The following is a 16,925-nucleotide window of genomic DNA, read 5'->3' as shown; positions in this document are numbered from 1 at the left end:
GTGCCCTAGCTGCGGTGCGCGCGCTGTGGTGCGCGCCGCCGCATCCGGGGAGTAGCTTGAGCCCACGGACGTGAAGGAGCGTGGCGCATGGGCATCGGTAGCGGCATCTTCATCTTCGTCGTCGGACTCATCCTCGCCTTCGCACTGCAGGTGCAGGTGAGCTGGATCGACCTGAAGACCACCGGGTACATCCTCATGGGGGCGGGCCTGGTCGTCTTCGTCATCTCGCTCTACTTCGCCCTGCGACGCCGCCCGCGGACCACGGTGCGGCAGGAGGGTGTCGACCCGGCGACCGGCGAACGGTACGAACGCCGGACCGATGAGCACTGAGTCGCCGCCGTACGATGGCCGGATGCCGGATGACGTCCTCGCTCTCGAGAACCAGGTGTGCTTCGGTCTCGCCGTCGCGGCCCGGAGCGTCATCGCGCTCTACCGCCCGGTGCTCGAGCCGCTGTCGCTGACGCATCCGCAGTACCTCGTCATGCTCGCGCTGTGGGAGCAGGAGCCGCGGTCGGTGAAGAACCTCGGCGAGACGCTCGCGCTGGAGCCGGCGACGCTGTCGCCGCTGCTCAAACGACTTGAGGCGACCGGCTACGTGGAGCGCCGGAGGAGTGCGGCCGACGAGCGGGCCCTGGAGGTGCGGCTCACCGAGGCGGGACGGGCGCTGCGCGAGGAGGCCGAGAAGATCCCGCCGCGGATCGTGGAGCGCCTGGGGCTGCCCGCCTCCGACCTCGTGGCCCTGCGTGAGAGCCTCAACGCGATCATCGGGGCGGCGGTCCGCGCCGACTGAACACGTCGGAAACGGAGGAGCGGGTGTTGCGACGCGCCGTGATCGTCGGGAACGGGAGGAGGTGGGCCGCACCGGCGGGCGGATCTCCTCCGGTTTCACCGTGACCTTCGGGGCAGGGTCTACGCTGACGGCGGAGGTCGACATGCGCATCAGCGAACTGGCCGAACGGGCCGGGGTGACGGTGAAGGCCGTGCGCTACTACGAGCGGCTCGGGCTCGTCTCGCCCGAACGGCTCGGCAACGGCTACCGCGAGTACGGCGACGAGCACCTGCGCGCGGTGCTCGAGATCCGCGAGCTGGCCGCCACGGGCATCCCACCGGGCAAGGCGCGGCCGTTCATCGACTGCCTCGGCTCCGGCCACGCGCACAGCGACGAGTGCCCCGCCTCGCGGGACGCCTACCGCGACGGATTGGCCGAGTTGGATGCGGCGATCGCGCTGCTGGAGCGCCGGCGCGAACTGCTCGCGAGCCGTCTTCACGGTGCGGAGCACCGCATCCCCGAGGCCGCGCACGGCTGCGGGTGCACGGTCCCGCAGCCCTGACCGGCGCTCCCACGCTTCCGCCCTCGAGATCATCCCTGGGGATGACCCTCCCCCGACCTGCGGTCGATGCCCCGCGGCATCCCGCCACGGTTGACTCGTGGTGTCGGCTCGGGCGACCCGCCCTGAGCCTCGACGCGAAGGGGGAGACCGATGACGACGCTGGGCCACGGACTGCGAACCGCTCCGACGCTCGGAACGCCATCGGAACCGGTACGGCGGCGGGCGCGGGGTTGCTCGCCGCCGTCACCGGCAACGCCTACCTCCAGCTCGCCGTGGCGCTGCTGCTGGTGGCGGCCGGTGCGGCGCTGCTCTTCGTCGCCATCGGCGTGGTGCTCGACCTCACCGTGCCCTGGGTGTTCGGCGATGAGCTCCGGGCTCTCCGGGCGCTCCTGCCGCAGCTCGGCTGACCTCGAAGAGAACGGAATCTCTACCTCCTCCGCAGGCGTCGACCGAGCTACCCTGTGCTCCATGGACCGAGACCCGACTCGGACCGGAGGAGGCCGGCGATGGCCAGACATCGCATGCTCGCCGCAACGGGGCTGGTGGCCGTCGTCGCCCTCCTCACCGTGGGCACGCCGCTGAGCGTGCAGGGCGTCTCGCCCGGTGAGCTCGGCGTGCGCTTCACCGCGGCCGGCGACTACGGAACCGACTCGGCCGCCCAGGCCGTACTCTCCGGCGTCCGGACCAGCGCACCGGACCTGAACCTGGCGCTCGGCGACCTCTCCTATGGGACCACCGGCCAGGAGCAGTCCTGGTGCGACCAGGTCACCCGCACGGTCGGCGCCGGCTTCCCCTTCGAGCTCGTCGCCGGCAACCATGAGAGCAGCGGGCAGAACGGCAACATCAACGACTTCTCGGCCTGCCTGCCCAATCAGCTGCCCGGCGCCGTCGGCACGTACGGACGCGAGTACTACGTCGACGTCCCGAAGGGGTCACCGCTCGTCCGCTTCATCATGATCTCGCCCGGCCTGCCGTTCTCCGACGGGATGTGGACCTACGCGAGCGGGACGAGTCACTATGCGTGGACGCAGTCGGCCATCGACGGGGCCAGGGCCGCCGGCGTCCCGTGGGTGGTGGTGGGCATGCACAAGCCGTGCCTCACCATGGGCGCGTACGCCTGCGACCCGGGCGCCGATCTCCTCAACCTGCTGGTCTCGAAGCGGGTCGACCTGGTGCTCACCGGCCACGAGCACCTGTACCAGCGCACGCGCCAGCTGGCGCTGAACGGCGGCTGCCCGGCGATCACGCCGGGCGTCTACAACGCGGGCTGCGTCGCGGATGGCGACAGCAGCCTGGTGAAGGGCGCGGGCACCGTCTTCGCGACCGTCGGAACCGGGGGCAACGGCAACTACGCGATCGATCCGAACGACAGCGAGGCCGGGTACTTCGCCTCCGCCTACGGCAACCCTGCGGCGCCCGTGTACGGGCTGCTGGACGTCACCGCGACCGCGACGCAGCTGGGCGCCGCCTTCGTGCGGGCCGCCGGCTCCTCCTTCACCGACGGCTTCACGATCGGACCGCCGCCCGCGGGCAACCAGCCGCCGATCGGCGCGTTCACCGCCTTGTGCAGCGACCTCAGCTGCTCCTTCGACGGGAGCGCCTCGAGCGATCCGGACGGCACGATCGCGTCGTATTCGTGGGACTTCGGCGACGGAGCGGCCGGGTCGGGCGCCACCGCCACCCACGCGTATGCCGCGGCGGGCACATACACGGCACGGCTGACGGTGACGGATGACGGCGGAGCGACGGGAGGCGCCAGTCGCGTCCTCACCGTCAAGGCTCCGCCGAGCCCGCCCGACACGCTGGCGTCCGACACGTTCGACCGCTCCGTCGCGAACGGCTGGGGCACCGCGCCGACCGGCGGAGCGTGGAGCGTCGCGGGCAGCTCGACGCTCTACTCGGTGAGCGGAGGGGTCGGCCGCATCCAGCTGCCCGCCGGCACGGGAGGGACGGGGCGCCTCCCGGCCGTCAGCGCCACCGGCGCGGACCTGCGGCTCGCCGTCGCGCTCGACAAGCTGCCCTCGACGGGAAGCGTCTACCTGACCGTTCAGGGCCGGCGGATCTCCACGGCCGGTTCGTATGCCTCCAAGGTGATCATCTCGTCGATCGGCAAGGTGACCATCCAGATCGTGCGTGTGGATCAGGTCGGCGGAAACGAGGTGGTGGTGCAGGCCCCGGTCGTCGTGAGCGGCGTGACCTACACGCCGGGAGCGCGCCTCGACATCCGCGTGCGGACGACCGGGACGGCACCGACGCTCGTCGAGACGAAGACGTGGCCGGACGGCACGACCGAGCCCAGCGGTTGGCAGCGCTCGGCGACCGACAGCACCGCCGCTCTGCAAGGCGCCGGCGGCCTGGCCGTCATGGGATACCTCTCGGGCGGCGTCGCGAACGCGCCGGTTACCGTCGCGGTCGACGACCTCAGCGCGACGAAGCCGTAGCCTCCGCCGCATCCCACCAGCGGAGCACGCGGAGCGCACGGAGGGTGATCCACCGGCTCGGAAAGCCCTCCATCTCGAACTCGACGATCACCGAACCCTCGTGCAGGTTCTCCAGGGTCCAGCGGCCCTCGGCATCCGCCTTGCCCCGGACCAACTCGACCGCCTCGGCGAGACGCGGGTCGCGCCGATCCTGCAGCCGGAAGTGGTCGAGTCCCCGCAGGATGTCGTGGTACCAGCGGACGGGGTAGGACAGCATCGTCATGCGCGGGTCGGGCACGGAGCCGTCCGACTTCCGTCGGAACAGCCCCCGCTCGAGCAGGTACTCCTCCCCTGCCGCAGCGACCTCATCGGCGCGCGCGTCCGATCCGCCGGCCCGCTGCCAGGCGCGCAGGCCCTCCACCGCGCAGATGGTGGAGTGGAACGACGACACGTCCGCGCCGAACTCGGCCCAGCAGTTCCACCCGCCGTCGTTCAGCCGTGAATCGATCAGGGTCCGGGCGATGGTGTCGCCGCCCTGGCCGAAATAGGAGGCGATGGTGAGGGCCACCCCGTTGATGCACGGCTCGGTCTCGCCCTCGAAGTACGGTTCGCCGGCGTGCTCCCAGCGAACATTCTCGCGGACCCGGTCGACGGCGACGCGCGCCTCCGGGCTCTCCGGGTCGAGGCCGAAATCGACCAGCTGCTGCAGCGTGAAGTGGGTTCCGCTCCACGCATCGAATCCGTCGCGCTCGGGCGGGATCCATCCCGGACGATACGTACCGCCGTCCCACAGGCCGTCGTCCGCCTGCTCGGCGAGGAGCGTCGCGCCCCAGCCCTCATGGGCGACACGGGCCCGTTCGGCTGCGACCTGCTCGGGCGGCGCGTCCGTCAGGCCGGCGAGCACCTGCCAGCGGATCGCGGGATCGGAATCGAGAAGCCAGTCGACGACGTCCATGCGCGACACGCTAGCCCCTCCCCGCGGACGCGCATACCTACGTGCACTGGGTACCCCCCGACTGCGGGTGGTGTCAATGACTGGACCCGCCTCCTGGACATGTCTTCAGTGGACCGCACATCCCAACCGGACACATCCACCGAAAGGAAACGTCAGTCATGACCATGTCAGACGACCAGTCCGCGGACACCCCGATCTTCGACAGCAGGCGCGATGCGCTGGAGCCGGAAGCCGGCCTGCCTGAGACGGTGCTGCCGGACACCACCGCGTACAGCGGCGGAACGACCAGGGGCGGAGGCTCGGCGAACGGCCAGGGCGGTGTCCGCGAGGAGGCGGGACGCGTCGCCGGATCCGCCAAGGAGGCCGGCAAGGACGTCGCCGGCACCGCCAAGGAGCAGGCGAAGAACGTCGCCGGCGAGGCGAAGTACCAGGCCAAGGACCTCTACCGCCAGACGCGCGACGAGCTTCGCGACCAGGCGGCGCAGCAGCAGCAGCGCGTCGCGGGCGGTCTCCGCTCTGTCGGCGACGAGCTCGAGCAGATGGCGTCGTCGTCGGATCAGAACGGCGTCGCCAGCGACCTCGTCCGCCAGGCCGCTCAGCGCACGCACTCGATCGCGAGCTGGCTCGACCAGCGCGACCCGGGTTCCCTGCTCAACGAGGTGAAGTCGTACGCCCGGCGCAACCCGGGCACGTTCATCGCCGCAGCGGCCATCGCCGGTGCGCTCGCCGGTCGCCTGACCCGCGCGCTCGCCAGCGGCGCAAGCGACTCGGGCAACTCCAGCAGCACCGGCACCTCGGGCACCACGACGAACGTCGGCGGCATCCCCGAAGCGCCGAGCTACACCGCGACCGGGACGACCGGCCTCGGCGGCGTCGGAACCGGCAGCGCCGGTGCCGGCTACAGCGGAGCGACCGGCGACCTGTACGACGACGGCAACGACCTTCCGGAGCTCCCGGGAGCCGGGTACACCGGGGGCCGGGCATGACCGACCAGCCCAGCGCCGCCCGGCGGGTCGCCGCCGAGTCGGTGCCTCCCCAGCCCGACCTCGCGGAAGAACGCGCGGCCAACAGTTCGCTCGGCGATCTGCTCGGCGAGGTCAGCCGTGACCTCTCCACCTTGATCCGCCAGGAGATGGAACTCGCCAAGGCCGAGATCAAGCAGACCGTCGTGCGCGCCGGTAAGGGCGCCGGCCTTCTCGGCGGCGCCGGCTACGCGGGTCTCATGGCCGTGTTCTTCCTGTCGATCGCCCTCTGGTGGGCGCTCGGCTACCTCGTGGGCAATGCCTGGTCCGCGGTGATCGTCGCCATCATCTGGGGCATCGTCGCGCTGATCCTGTACACCCGCGGGCGCAAGCAACTGAAGACCGTCGAAGGCGCCCCCCAGACCGTCGAGACGGTCAAGGAAATCCCAGAGACACTGAAGCCGAACGGAGAGAACCGATGAGTGACGACCCCGACGCCATCCGCGCCGAAATCGAAGCCACCCGCCGCAACCTGAGCGGTGACGTGGATGCACTGGCCGACAAGGTCACCCCCAGCAAGATCGCCCAGCGCCAGACGCGCAAAGTGAAGGGTGCCTGGCACTCGCTGAGCGAGAAGGTCATGGGCACCGCCGACGACGTGACGAGCAACGTCAGCGGGGCGGCCTCGGACGCCGGCAGCGCTGTCGCCGACGCCGGACGCACCGTGGTGAACAAGGCGCAGGGCAACCCGCTCGCCGTTGGCCTCATCGCCTTCGGTGTGGGTGCCCTCGTCGCATCCCTCATCCCGGCGAGCGAGAAGGAGAAGGAGCTGGCCTCGTCCGCCAAGGACGCCGCCCAGCCGCTCCTGCAGGAGGCGCAGGAGGTCGGCAAGCAGATCGCCGGCGACCTGAAGCAGCCCGCTCAGGATGCTGTCCAGTCGGTCAAGGAGACCGCGCAGGAGGGTGTGTCCACCGTCAAGGACGAGGCCACCGACCGCGCGGGCGACGTCGCCGACGAAGCGAAGCAATCCGGTCAGCGACTGCAGTCCGACCAGTAACCACCCCGCAGTCAGCGCGGCGGAAGGCCTTCCCCCAGGCCTTCCGCCGCGTTTTTTCACCCCGGGCACATCCGGCGAGAGGACGAGAACGATGAGCGAAGTCGGTGCCAGCAAGCGACTGGCCGACGCCCCGGCCCCCGAGGACGGCCGCAAGCCGGACAGTCCTCCCCACCTGGACAAGCCCTCCTGGAAGCTGATCTTCAAGCGCACGCTCCGCGAGTTCAGCACGGACAAGTGCACCGACATCGCCGCGTCGCTGACCTACTTCGGCATCCTGTCGATCTTCCCCGGGCTCATCGCGCTGGTGTCGCTGCTGGGCGTCTTCGGGCAGGGCAAGTCCGCGACGAACGCCATGCTCGGCATCATCACGAGCGTCGCTCCCGGATCCACGGCCAAGCTGCTCCAGGGGCCGATCCAGAACGCGGTCGATTCGCCCGCATCCGGCTTCGCCCTGGTCTTCGGCCTCGTGCTGGCGATCTGGTCGGCGTCCGGATATGTGGGCGCGTTCTCCCGCGCGATGAACCGCATCTACGAGATCGACGAAGGCCGCCCCTTCTGGAAGCTGAAGCCGCAGCAGCTGCTGGTCACCGTCATCACCCTCGTGCTGATCACGATCGTCGCACTCATCCTGGTGGTCTCGGGCCCCGTGACGAAGGCGGTCGGCGACACACTGCACATCGGCACGGCCCCGCAGATCGCGTGGGAGATCGCGAAGTGGCCGCTGCTGCTGCTCGTCGTGGTGATCATCATCGCGGTGCTCTACTACGCGACCCCGAACTCGAAGCAGCCGAAGTTCCGCTGGATCAGCATGGGCGCGATCATCGCCATCGTCGTGCTGGCCATCGCCACCTTCCTGTTCGCGTTCTACGTGGCCACCTTCGCCAACTACGAGAAGACGTACGGTCCGCTGGCGGGCGTGATCGTGTTCCTGCTGTGGGTGTGGATCGCGAACCTCGCCCTGCTGTTCGGCGCCGAGTTCGACGCCGAGACCGAGCGCGGCCGGGAGCTGCAGGCCGGCATGGAGGCCGAGGAGACCATCCAGCTGCCGCCGCGCGACACCAGGCTCAGCGAGAAGTCGGAGAAGAAGGAGCAGAAGCTGATCGACGAGGCGCGGGAGCTCCGCGAGGACGCCGACGAGAAGGACTAGACCGCAGAGCCGACCACGCGGTTGCCGCCGGCGTTCTTCGCCGAGTACATCGCGTGGTCGGCTTCGCGGATGAGACGATCCGGGTTCCAGGCGGGGTCCTCGGTGCGCGCGATCGACATCCCGATGCTGGCGCTGATCGGGAAGCCGTCCGGCACATCCTGGAACGGGAGCTCGATGGAGCGGCGGATGCGGTCGGCCACGTCTTCCGCCGCCGCGGTCTCGGGAACCTCGCACACGACGACGAACTCGTCGCCGCCGTAGCGCGCGACCAGGTCCTCGGTGCGGACGGCCGACTGCAGGCGCTCCCCGACCTCGCGCAGCAGCAGGTCGCCCACGTGGTGGCCGAGCCCGTCGTTCACCCGCTTGAAGCCGTCGAGGTCGATGAACAGGGTCGCGACGAGCGCCGAGCTCGAGCGTCCGTACTCGAGCAGCTGCGTCTCGAGCCGGCGGCGGTTCGGCAGGCCGGTGGTCTCGTCGTGCATGGCCGCGTGCTCGAGCTTGCGCTGCAGGCGCAGGGTGGTCATCGCCTGCGCGGCCTGGCCGGCGAGGGCGTCGGCCAGCGGAGCGGCCTCGGAGTCGAACTGGCGCGGGTGCAGGAAGTACGCGACGAAGACCCCGAAGAGCACGTCGTCGTGCTGGATGGGCGCGACCAGCAGCGCGTCGATCCCCGAGTCGCGCATGGCGTGACCGAGTACGGACGCGACCTCGTCGCCGGCCGTCGGGCCGCTGACCGTGAGCACCTTGCGCAGACCGGAGGCACGGTCCACCAGCACCGCGGCGTCGTCGATGGAGCGCATCGGGTTGCTGCCCGACGCCTGGGTGAACGTGCCGAGGTCGTCGAGCAGGAAGACGGCGGACTGCTCCGCCTGGTACGCCTTCGCAACGGTCCTCGCCAGGATGTCGACCAGCTCCTGCTCGGTGGTGGCGGCGGAGAACGCGATCGAGGAGTCGATGATCAGCTCGAGTCGCGTGCGCGTGCGCTCCTGGAGGGCGTGCGACAGCAGCATCTGCTGCTCGTGCTCGGCCCGCTCCGTCGCATCCACCAGCACCAGGAGTTCGCGGCCGTCCTCCGTCTCACGGCGACCGACAAGCGCCGGGCGGGAGCTCCCGTCGATGTTCGCCACGCGAACGAGGCTGTCCGACCGGCCGCCCACGCCGGGCACGCGATGACGCAGCGACGCGTAGGGACGCCCGTTCAGTTCGTCGAGCGAGAGGCCGGTCCAGGCCACGAACAGTTCGTTCGCGTCGAGGATCCGGCCCTCTGCATCCAGCTCCACCAGGGCGCAGGGCAGGTGGTCCACAGAAATGGGGCGCACCGCTCGTTCTCCTTCGGATGGGCTGAGCCGCCGGGCGGCGGGCTGATCACTCAAACCTATCTCACCGACGACTGAAGCCAGTCGGTGAACCCATCCGGATCGGTGGGCCGGGCGATGTAGTAGCCCTGCCCACGGTCGCAGCCCGCGTCGCGCACGTGCTCCAGCTGCTCGAGCGTCTCGATGCCCTCCGCGACCACGCGCATCCCGCTGCTCTGCGCCAGCTCGACGGCGTCGCCCACGGCCGCCCAGTCGCCGGCGGCGACGAGTGCACGGTCGATCTTCAGTTCGCGGGCGCGCACGGCCACGGCTCGCTCGATCGAGGAGTGCCCCGCTCCGAAGTCGTCGATGGAGACGGTGACGCCCCACTGCTGGATGATGTCGAGCCGTCCGGCGACGACGCCGTAGTCGGAGATCCGCTCGGCTTCGGTCACCTCGACGATCAGGTCGGCAGGGGCGAGGCCGGAGTCGGAGAGCTGACGCTCCAACTCGTCGAAGAAGAGGTCCGTCTGCAGCTGCAGCGGTGAGACGTTGACCGCGATGGCGAGCTCCAGACCCTGCTCGTGCCAGGTGCGGCCGATGCTGCAGCACTCCCGCAGGGCGAACAGGCCCAGCTCGTGGATGGTGCCCGTGGCCTCGGCGAGCGCGACGAACTCCGCGGGAGGGATGGGCCCGAGCGTCGGATGCGTCCAGCGGCTGAGCCCCTCGACGGCCACGACCTCCTCGGTCTCGAGATCGATCTGAGGCTGCACGTGGATGCGGAGCTGGTGGTTCTCGATCGCGTCGCGGAGCTCGCGCGCATCCAACTCGCCTGTCGTCACCCGCACCTCCACTTGTTCCGTCCCTGCGATAGAACCCGGGCCGGGGCCTGCTGTCAACAGGTCAGCGCGTCCGGTACTCGCGTTCCTCAGGCCCGAAGCCGGTCTGCGGGAACTCCCCGCGGATGTCTCCCGTCGGCTCCTCCTGGCGCAGAGTGTCGGCGATGCTCGGCCCGGAACCGACCGGCGAGAACGCGATCCGCTCGCCTCGCGTGCTCGACTGGTACGTCTTCATCCGCCCGTCGACCGGCAGCTCGATCTCGGCGGGCGGACGGCCGTCGGCGAACGGGACGGCCCGCTGCGTGGTGCTCCCGTCCTCCTCCACGAAGTCGGCCAGCCCGAACGTCAGGCCGCCGCGGTCGAAGGAGACGCGAACCAGCAGGTACGTGCGCAGCTCGTCGTCGCTCAGCGCATCGAGTTCGCTCACGAGGGCGCCGAGCTCGGGCGTCGTGCCGAGGCGCGGCGCGGCCTCGCGCAGCTCGCCCGCCCACGCGCGCACGTGCGGCGCCAGGTCGTCGATGGCCGACTCGTAGGACGCTGCCGACTCGCCGCGGATGCCGAACCCGCCCCACTCGGCGACGTACCGATCGCGCTCGTCGTCGTGCTCGACCCGGACCGTCACCCGCGGTGGCGAGCAGGCGGCCTCCCACGCGGCGAACTCCGCCTCGGTGAACTGCTCGCGCAGCTGGCGCACCGCGTCCTCGTCGTCCGGTCGTGCCGCCGACGCGAGGATGGCCCGCTCGAAGAACGCGTTGTCGTCCACTGCCGTCTCCCTGCTCTCGTCCCCTCAGCATCCCAGGCCGGAGGGGCGTCAGAGGAACACCATAAAGATCCTTCAGCCCATCCACAGGCGGCGTAAGAATCCGGAAAGAATGCGTCTGCATTGTGAGATGCATGGATTCCACGATGAGCGTCACCGCGCCGGCCCCGCAGGCCCGCCCCCGGCTCCGCAGCCGGGGCGGCGACAGGGCCGGTTCGCTGTGGGTGCGGGCGGTGCTCGTGCTCGGTGTGGTCGTCGTGCTCGGGATGTGGTGGTTCGCCGTCCCGGCCGGGTTCGCCGCCACACCGGCGCACGCCCTCACCTCCCTGGGCGAGCTGAGCGGCATGGTCGGCGGATTCCTGGTCTGCGCGCAGGTGCTCCTCATCGCCCGGGTGCCGTGGTTCGAGAACGCGGTCGGGCTCGACAAGCTCGTCTCGTGGCACCGGTCGCTCGGCGCATCCGTGCTGTTCCTCATCGTTGCCCACGTGCTGCTGCTGGTCTTCGGCGGGCAGCTGGCCGACAAGAACCCGCCGTGGACGGAGTTCCTCTCCATCCTGCAGTCGTACCCGGACATGACCAGCGCACTGGTCGGCACCATCGCCTTCCTCGTGGTGGGCTTGAGCAGCGCCCGGCTGATCCGCACGAAGCTGTCGTACGAGGTCTGGTACTGGCTGCACGTGACGACCTACGTCTCGATCTTCCTCACCTTCTCCCACCAGCTGAGCGGCGGCGCCCACTTCGTCGCGGCCCCGGTGAACCGCATCCTCTGGCTGGCGCTCTACCTCGGGACGGCCGCGGCCGTGCTCACCTGGCGCGTCATCCTGCCCGGGCTCGACGCCTGGCGTGGGCGGCTGCGCGTCGTCGCGGTCGTCCCCGAGAGCGAGGGCGTCAACAGCGTCTGGCTGACCGGCCCGCGGGTGCAGCAGCTGGGCGTTCAGGCGGGCAACTTCATGCTCTTCCGCTTCCTCAGCCGCGGCCACCTGCTGACCGCGCACCCGTACTCCGTCTCCGCCGTTCCGGCGAACGGCCACCTGCGAATCACGGTCGGTGCGCTCGGCGACCACTCCAGCCGGCTCCCCGCCCTGCGCCCGGGGTCGCTGGTCTTCACCGAGGGTCCGTTCGGCCGCTTCACCGCCGATCGGGCCAGCCGGCCGCGCATCCTCCTGGTCGCGGGCGGCGCCGGCATCGGCCCGATCCGCGCCCTCGCCGAGGAGCTGGTGCGCCGCGGAGCGCAGCCGGTCGTGCTCTACCGCGCCCGCTCCGACCGGCACCTGGCGCTGCTGGGCGAGTTGCAGGCGATGCCCGGAGTCACGGTCGTCCCGCTGGTCGGCCGCCGCTCCGAGCTGGGCTATGACCCGCTCGACGCCGTGCCGCTGCGCCGTCTCATCCCCGATCTCCACACCTGGGAGGCCTTCATCTGCGGTCCGGAGGGGATGGCCGACCGCGTCGAGACCTCCCTCCGCGCACTGCGGATGCCGAAGCGCTTCATCCACCGAGAAGAACTGAGCATGTCATGAGCCGACAGTCCTGGCGGGGCACCGCCCTCTTCACCACCATCCTCATCGTCATGGGTGCGACCGTCGGACTGAAGCTCTACGGGCTCGGCGAGGAGGTGGCAGCGTCGCCCGCCGCGGCGGCCACCACCACCAGCGGAACGAACACGGGATCGACGACAGGCGCCACCTCTTCCGGCAGCAGCTCCAGCCCCTCGTCGACGCCGACGCCGAGTGCATCGGCCTCCGCCTCGGCCTCCGCGGCCACCCGGGTCATCACCGGCAACGCCGTCGACACCCGCTACGGCGCCGTGCAAGTGAAGGTCACCTTCTCCGGCACGACGATCACCGCGGTCGACACCGTCCAGGCGCCGAGCGGCAACGGGCGCGACATCGAGATCAACGACCAGGCGCTGCCCATCCTGCAGCAGGAGGCGCTCGCCTCGCAGTCGGCCAACATCGACACGGTCTCGGGCGCGACCTACACGTCGGAGGGCTACATCCAGTCGCTCCAGTCGGCGATCGACCAGCGATGAGGTTCCTCGAGACGGTCATGGGCATCCCGATGTCGATCGATATCCGGGACGAGATGGATGCGGCCCTCGCCGCTGAGCGCGCCTTCGCCGTGCTGCGCGAGGCCGACCGCCGCTTCAGCACCTACCTTCCGGACAGCGAGGTGAGCCGCGCGAACGCGGCGGCCGGCGCGAACCCGGAGGCGAGCGACGATTTCCGCGAGGTGGTCGCGATCGGAGAGGCTGCGGCGAGCGCGTCGGGCGGCGCCTTCCGCATCCGCCGCCCGGACGGCTCGTGGGACCTCGACGGCGTCGTGAAGGGATGGGCGGCCGCCCGTGCCGCTCGCACCCTCGACGAGCACGGCATCCGGAACTACTGCCTGAACGCGGGCGGCGACGTTGTCGTCGCGGGCACCCCGGGCGACGGTCGGCCCTGGAGCGTCGGCATCCGTTCGCCGCACGACCCCGCCGACATGCTGGCTGTGCTCGCCGTCACGGATTCGGCCGTCGCCACCTCCGGTGCCTACGAGCGCGGCACGCACATCACCGACGGCCGCGACGGCTCGACGCCCACCGGCCTCCTCAGCGCCACCGTCGTCGCGGACGACCTCACCACCGCCGACGTGCTCGCGACGACCGTCTTCGCTCTCGGACCGGACGGCCTACGCTGGGCGCTCGGCGCCGGCGCGCGGGGGTGCTGGCTGTGGATGCGGAGGGCCGCATCCTGGGCGTCGGCGAGCTGACCTTCGCGCAGGCGGCCGCCGCCGGATGACCGCAGCGCCGCGCCAGGAGCCGGAGGGGCTCTCCTATACTGCCGAGATGGCCGACAGGGTGCGCGTTCTGATCGCCGAGGACGACAGCCGCCTCGCCGGGATGCTCGACGCCCTGCTGCGCTGGGAGGGCTTCGAGGTCGAGGTCGCGGCCGACGGCCAGCGCGCCCTGCACCTCGGACTGACCACCCCGTTCGACGCGATCGTCCTCGACCGCGGGCTCCCGGCCGTCGAGGGCCTGGACGTGCTCCGCCGGCTGCGCGAGAGCGGGGTGACCACACCGGTCCTCGTGCTCTCCGCGCTCGGCACGCCGCCCGACCGGGTGGACGGGCTGAACGCCGGCGCCGAGGACTACCTCGCGAAGCCCTTCGACATCGACGAGCTGGTGGCGCGGGTGCGCGCCCTCACCCGCCGCGCCTCGGCGATCGTGCCCACCGTCCGCTTCCCCGGCGGGCGCCTCGACGTCGAGAGCCGCACGGTCACCCTCGACGACGGCTCCCGCACGGCGCTGTCGGAGCGGGAGTCGGCGCTGCTCGAACGCCTCGCGCGGCGGCCCGCACAGGTCTTCTCGCGTGCCGTTCTGCTCGACGAGGTGTTCGCCGCGGCCGACGACCCGGGCGTCGTCGACACCTACGTCCACCACCTGCGCCGCAAGTTCGGGCGCTCGCTCATCGAGACGGTGCGCGGCGTCGGGTACCGGATGGGCGCGCTGTGAAGGGCAGGCTGACGAACGCCGACGAGCGCGAGCTGCGCTCCGCCTCCCGCCGCCTGGCGTTGCAGTTCGCGCTCATCATCCTCGGCTTGTTCATCGCCCTCGGCGTCGTGATCTACACGGTCGTCTCCGCGGGCCAGGCCGAGTCGGCACGGCGCGCCCTCGACGACGCCTCCATGGTCGACTCGGTGCACGACGCGCCCCGCAACCTGCTGGTGACCGTCGTCGTGCCGCAGGGCCGCGAGAGCTCGCCCGGCATGCCGGAGGGTCTGCCCGACGAAGGAGCCATCGAGAACGTCATCGAGCACGGCGGTTCCGTGTCGGGCGTGGTGGAAGCGGACGGCCAGCGCTACCTGGTCGAGACGGATGTGCGGCACGGCAAGGTCGTGCAGATCGCCTACTCGCTGCGGGAGCAGCAGGAGGAGCTGAGCCGCCTCTTCGTCGCCCTCATCGGCTCCGGGCTGATCGCGGGTCTGGCCGCCGCGGGCATCGGCCTCCTGCTGGCCCGCCGCTCCATCCGGCCCCTTGCCGAGGCGCTGGGGCTGCAGCGGCGCTTCGTCGCGGACGCCGGTCACGAGCTCCGCACGCCGCTCACGCTGCTGAGCACGCGCGCGCAACTGCTCCGGCGGCAGGTGGCGACGGGCGGCGCATCCGGGGAGGATGTGCAGGCGGGGCTGGACGAGATCGTCGACGACAGCCGTGCCCTCACCGAGATCGTTCAGGACCTGCTGACCGCCGCCGACCCGCGGCAGACCGCCGAGAGCGAAGGGGTCGACCTCGCCGAGCTGACGCAGACGGTCGCCCGGTCGGCGCAGGGCCGGGCGGAGGAGCGCGGCATCCGCATCGAGGTCGAGGCCGCTCCGGATGCGATGGTCACCGGAGCGCCCGTCTCCCTCCGGCGCATGGTGGTCGCGCTGCTCGACAACGCGCTCGACCACGCCCGCTCCCGGGTGCGGCTGACGGTATCCATCGTCCGCGACCGCGTGCAGCTCGTGGTCGAGGACGACGGTCCGGGCTTCTCCGCCGGCGTCGAGTCCCGCGCCTTCGAGCGCTTCGCGACCGCCCGGGATGCGCAGCCCGGCGACGCACGGCCACGCCATTACGGCCTGGGCCTCGCCCTGGTGTCCGAGGTGGTGAGCCGCCACCTCGGCACCGTGGAGGCGACCAACGCCGCCTCCGGGGGCGCCGTGGTGACGGTCCGCCTGCCGCGCCGGGCCTAGCCCACGCCCTCCAGGGCGTCCGTCTCGGTGTTGCCGATGTTCTCGATGACCTCCGGCCGGCGCTTTCGCAGATAGGCGAACCACGCCACCGCCGCGACCAGGGTCAGCAGGAACAGGTACGGGATGACGTTCAGCGGGAACGCCGGCACCGGCCACACGTTCGCGAAGAACACGTACGCCATCGCCGCGACCGCGACGACCGCGCAGACCCACACCAGCCGGTTCGGGATGCCGGCCCGGCGCGTGTAGACGATGCACGCGATGGCGACCAGCGCGTACGCGACCATGTAGCCGTAGGCGCCGTAGGTGTCTACCCAGACCACGATGTCCATCGGCCCGGCGCCGACGAGCAACAGGATGACGTCGAGCACGATCGCGGCCGGTCCCGCCACCAGCAGCACGCGGTGCGGGGTCAGGTGACGCTCGTGCGTGCGGCCGAACCGCTCCGGCACGACGCCCTCCTTGCCCATCACGTAGATGACACGTCCGACGACGTTGAGCGGAGCGACGACGACCGCGAAGAAGGAGGCGCCGACGCCGAAGGTCAGAATGGGGGCGAACCACGACGGCATGCCGATAAGGGTGGCGATGTCCTCCAGCGGGCTGGCGCTCTTCGCGAGGTCGTCGCCGAGCACTGCGATCTGCGTGTAGGCGGCGAAGACGTAGAGCACGCCGACGACGAGGGCGCTCCACATGATCGCGCGCGGGATCGCCGTGTAGGGGTTCTTCGCCTCACGGCCGAGCGCATCCGCCGACGAGAAGCCGACGAAGCCGAGGATGCCGAGCACCATGCCCGCCGCGATGCCCTGGAACGGCGCACCCTGAGCGAAGACCTGCGCCGGATCCCACGCCTTGGGGCCGGCCCAGACCAGGGCGGCGATGAGCAGGATGGTGATGATCGTGACCGACACCAGCTCCAGCACCAGCGACACACGCGCCGAGAGCCGGATGCCGCGGATGGTGAACAGCGTCGCGAGGCCGCCCAGCACGATCGCCAGGGCGATGTACCAGCCGATGCCGCCCGCCGGAACGCCGAGCAGGATGAGGAACTGGTCGAAGTACTGCACGGCGCCGCCGAGGGAGCCGGCCGCGATGCCCCAGCAGCCGATCACCAGTGTGACGCCGGCCAGGTAGGCGCCGGTCGGGCCGAGGCCCTTCGCGACGTAGGTGTACAGCGAGCCGGCCGAGGCGTGCTTCCGCGCGAACACGACGACGCAGTAGCCGACGCAGAGGATCACGATGGTGGCGAGGATGAACGAGTAGATCGTCCCGTTGCCGGCGCCGACGAAGATCGACATCGCGGTGAACGCGATCACGGCGCTCGGCGCGATGTTCGCGATCGCCTGCGCGGCCAGCTCGGGGCCGCTCATGACGCCGTGCCGGAGCCCGGCATCGGTGGGGGTGCTCGCCCGTGTTTGGGTGGTTGACATGGCTCTCCAGTGAGTCGTTCGGGTG

General features: G+C 70.9%; 19 protein-coding genes. 14 read left to right on the top strand and 5 right to left on the bottom strand.

The genetic code is table 11. The features are described 5' to 3' along the window. Positions 1–87 precede the first annotated feature (87 nt). From ACQ86M_RS16155 to ACQ86M_RS16135, 5 genes are all read left to right on the top strand, one after another. Entirely contained in the window at positions 88–330 is a 243-nt protein-coding gene (locus ACQ86M_RS16155; RefSeq protein WP_431219626.1) for a DUF6458 family protein, read from the top strand. A 22-nt stretch (positions 331–352) separates the two neighbouring features. After that, positions 353–790, top strand: a complete 438-nt coding sequence (locus ACQ86M_RS16150; protein WP_431219625.1) for a MarR family winged helix-turn-helix transcriptional regulator — start codon at positions 353–355, stop codon at positions 788–790. A gap of 100 nt (positions 791–890) precedes the next feature. Continuing rightward, positions 891–1,331 (top strand): MerR family transcriptional regulator, encoded by a 441-nt coding sequence (locus ACQ86M_RS16145; protein ID WP_431219624.1) that lies wholly within the window; start codon positions 891–893, stop codon positions 1,329–1,331. A gap of 230 nt (positions 1,332–1,561) precedes the next feature. Beyond that, on the top strand, positions 1,562–1,738 hold the full coding sequence (locus ACQ86M_RS16140; RefSeq protein WP_431246169.1) for a hypothetical protein: 177 nt from the start codon (positions 1,562–1,564) through the stop codon (positions 1,736–1,738). A gap of 99 nt (positions 1,739–1,837) precedes the next feature. After that, positions 1,838–3,772: a PKD domain-containing protein gene (locus ACQ86M_RS16135; RefSeq protein ID WP_431246168.1), complete on the top strand. Its 1,935-nt coding sequence runs from the start codon at positions 1,838–1,840 to the stop codon at positions 3,770–3,772. Here ACQ86M_RS16135 and ACQ86M_RS16130 read toward each other — a convergent pair. Further along, on the bottom strand, positions 3,753–4,706 hold the full coding sequence (locus ACQ86M_RS16130; RefSeq protein WP_431246167.1) for a hypothetical protein: 954 nt from the start codon (positions 4,704–4,706) through the stop codon (positions 3,753–3,755). The genes ACQ86M_RS16135 and ACQ86M_RS16130 overlap by 20 nt on opposite strands. 158 nt (positions 4,707–4,864) lie before the next feature. On the opposite strand from ACQ86M_RS16130, the gene ACQ86M_RS16125 reads away from it, so the two are divergent. From ACQ86M_RS16125 to ACQ86M_RS16110, 4 genes are all read left to right on the top strand, one after another. Continuing rightward, a complete protein-coding gene (locus ACQ86M_RS16125) occupies positions 4,865–5,692 on the top strand; it encodes a hypothetical protein (RefSeq protein ID WP_431246166.1) in 828 nt (275 codons plus the stop codon). Beyond that, positions 5,689–6,150, top strand: a complete 462-nt coding sequence (locus ACQ86M_RS16120; RefSeq protein ID WP_431219619.1) for a phage holin family protein — start codon at positions 5,689–5,691, stop codon at positions 6,148–6,150. The genes ACQ86M_RS16125 and ACQ86M_RS16120 overlap by 4 nt, the downstream gene beginning before the upstream one ends. Further along, complete coding sequence (locus ACQ86M_RS16115; RefSeq protein ID WP_431246165.1) at positions 6,147–6,725, top strand: DUF3618 domain-containing protein; 579 nt, start codon at positions 6,147–6,149, stop codon at positions 6,723–6,725. Before ACQ86M_RS16120 ends, ACQ86M_RS16115 begins: the two co-directional genes overlap by 4 nt. 91 nt (positions 6,726–6,816) lie before the next feature. Beyond that, on the top strand, positions 6,817–7,872 hold the full coding sequence (locus tag ACQ86M_RS16110; protein WP_431246164.1) for a YihY/virulence factor BrkB family protein: 1,056 nt from the start codon (positions 6,817–6,819) through the stop codon (positions 7,870–7,872). Here ACQ86M_RS16110 and ACQ86M_RS16105 read toward each other — a convergent pair. From ACQ86M_RS16105 to ACQ86M_RS16095, 3 genes are all read right to left on the bottom strand, one after another. Continuing rightward, on the bottom strand, positions 7,869–9,188 hold the full coding sequence (locus tag ACQ86M_RS16105; RefSeq protein ID WP_431246163.1) for a diguanylate cyclase domain-containing protein: 1,320 nt from the start codon (positions 9,186–9,188) through the stop codon (positions 7,869–7,871). The two genes, ACQ86M_RS16110 and ACQ86M_RS16105, sit on opposite strands and share 4 nt — an antisense overlap. A gap of 56 nt (positions 9,189–9,244) precedes the next feature. Further along, a complete protein-coding gene (locus ACQ86M_RS16100) occupies positions 9,245–10,006 on the bottom strand; it encodes an EAL domain-containing protein (protein ID WP_431246162.1) in 762 nt (253 codons plus the stop codon). Positions 10,007–10,067: 61 nt separating this feature from the next. After that, positions 10,068–10,766, bottom strand: a complete 699-nt coding sequence (locus tag ACQ86M_RS16095) for a hypothetical protein (RefSeq protein ID WP_431246161.1) — start codon at positions 10,764–10,766, stop codon at positions 10,068–10,070. 143 nt (positions 10,767–10,909) lie between these two features. Between ACQ86M_RS16095 and ACQ86M_RS16090 the strand changes: the two genes are divergently transcribed. From ACQ86M_RS16090 to ACQ86M_RS16070, 5 genes are all read left to right on the top strand, one after another. After that, positions 10,910–12,280, top strand: a complete 1,371-nt coding sequence (locus ACQ86M_RS16090) for a ferredoxin reductase family protein (RefSeq protein ID WP_431246160.1) — start codon at positions 10,910–10,912, stop codon at positions 12,278–12,280. Further along, positions 12,277–12,792, top strand: coding sequence for an FMN-binding protein (locus ACQ86M_RS16085; protein WP_431246159.1), 516 nt, complete (start codon positions 12,277–12,279; stop codon positions 12,790–12,792). Before ACQ86M_RS16090 ends, ACQ86M_RS16085 begins: the two co-directional genes overlap by 4 nt. Beyond that, positions 12,789–13,511, top strand: a complete 723-nt coding sequence (locus ACQ86M_RS16080; RefSeq protein ID WP_431246158.1) for an FAD:protein FMN transferase — start codon at positions 12,789–12,791, stop codon at positions 13,509–13,511. The genes ACQ86M_RS16085 and ACQ86M_RS16080 overlap by 4 nt, the downstream gene beginning before the upstream one ends. A 76-nt stretch (positions 13,512–13,587) precedes the next feature. Further along, positions 13,588–14,253: a response regulator transcription factor gene (locus tag ACQ86M_RS16075; protein WP_431246157.1), complete on the top strand. Its 666-nt coding sequence runs from the start codon at positions 13,588–13,590 to the stop codon at positions 14,251–14,253. Further along, a complete protein-coding gene (locus tag ACQ86M_RS16070; RefSeq protein ID WP_431246156.1) occupies positions 14,250–15,470 on the top strand; it encodes a sensor histidine kinase in 1,221 nt (406 codons plus the stop codon). The genes ACQ86M_RS16075 and ACQ86M_RS16070 overlap by 4 nt, the downstream gene beginning before the upstream one ends. Here the strand turns inward: ACQ86M_RS16070 and ACQ86M_RS16065 are convergent. Next, on the bottom strand, positions 15,467–16,900 hold the full coding sequence (locus ACQ86M_RS16065; RefSeq protein WP_431246155.1) for an APC family permease: 1,434 nt from the start codon (positions 16,898–16,900) through the stop codon (positions 15,467–15,469). The two genes, ACQ86M_RS16070 and ACQ86M_RS16065, sit on opposite strands and share 4 nt — an antisense overlap. Positions 16,901–16,925 lie beyond the last annotated feature (25 nt).

Source organism: Leifsonia xyli subsp. cynodontis (genome assembly GCF_050632205.1).
In the GTDB taxonomy this organism is placed as follows: domain Bacteria; phylum Actinomycetota; class Actinomycetes; order Actinomycetales; family Microbacteriaceae; genus Leifsonia; species Leifsonia xyli_D.
The sequence above is the reverse complement of the archived record's forward strand: the minus strand, read 5'-3'. Positions and strand labels throughout refer to the sequence as shown.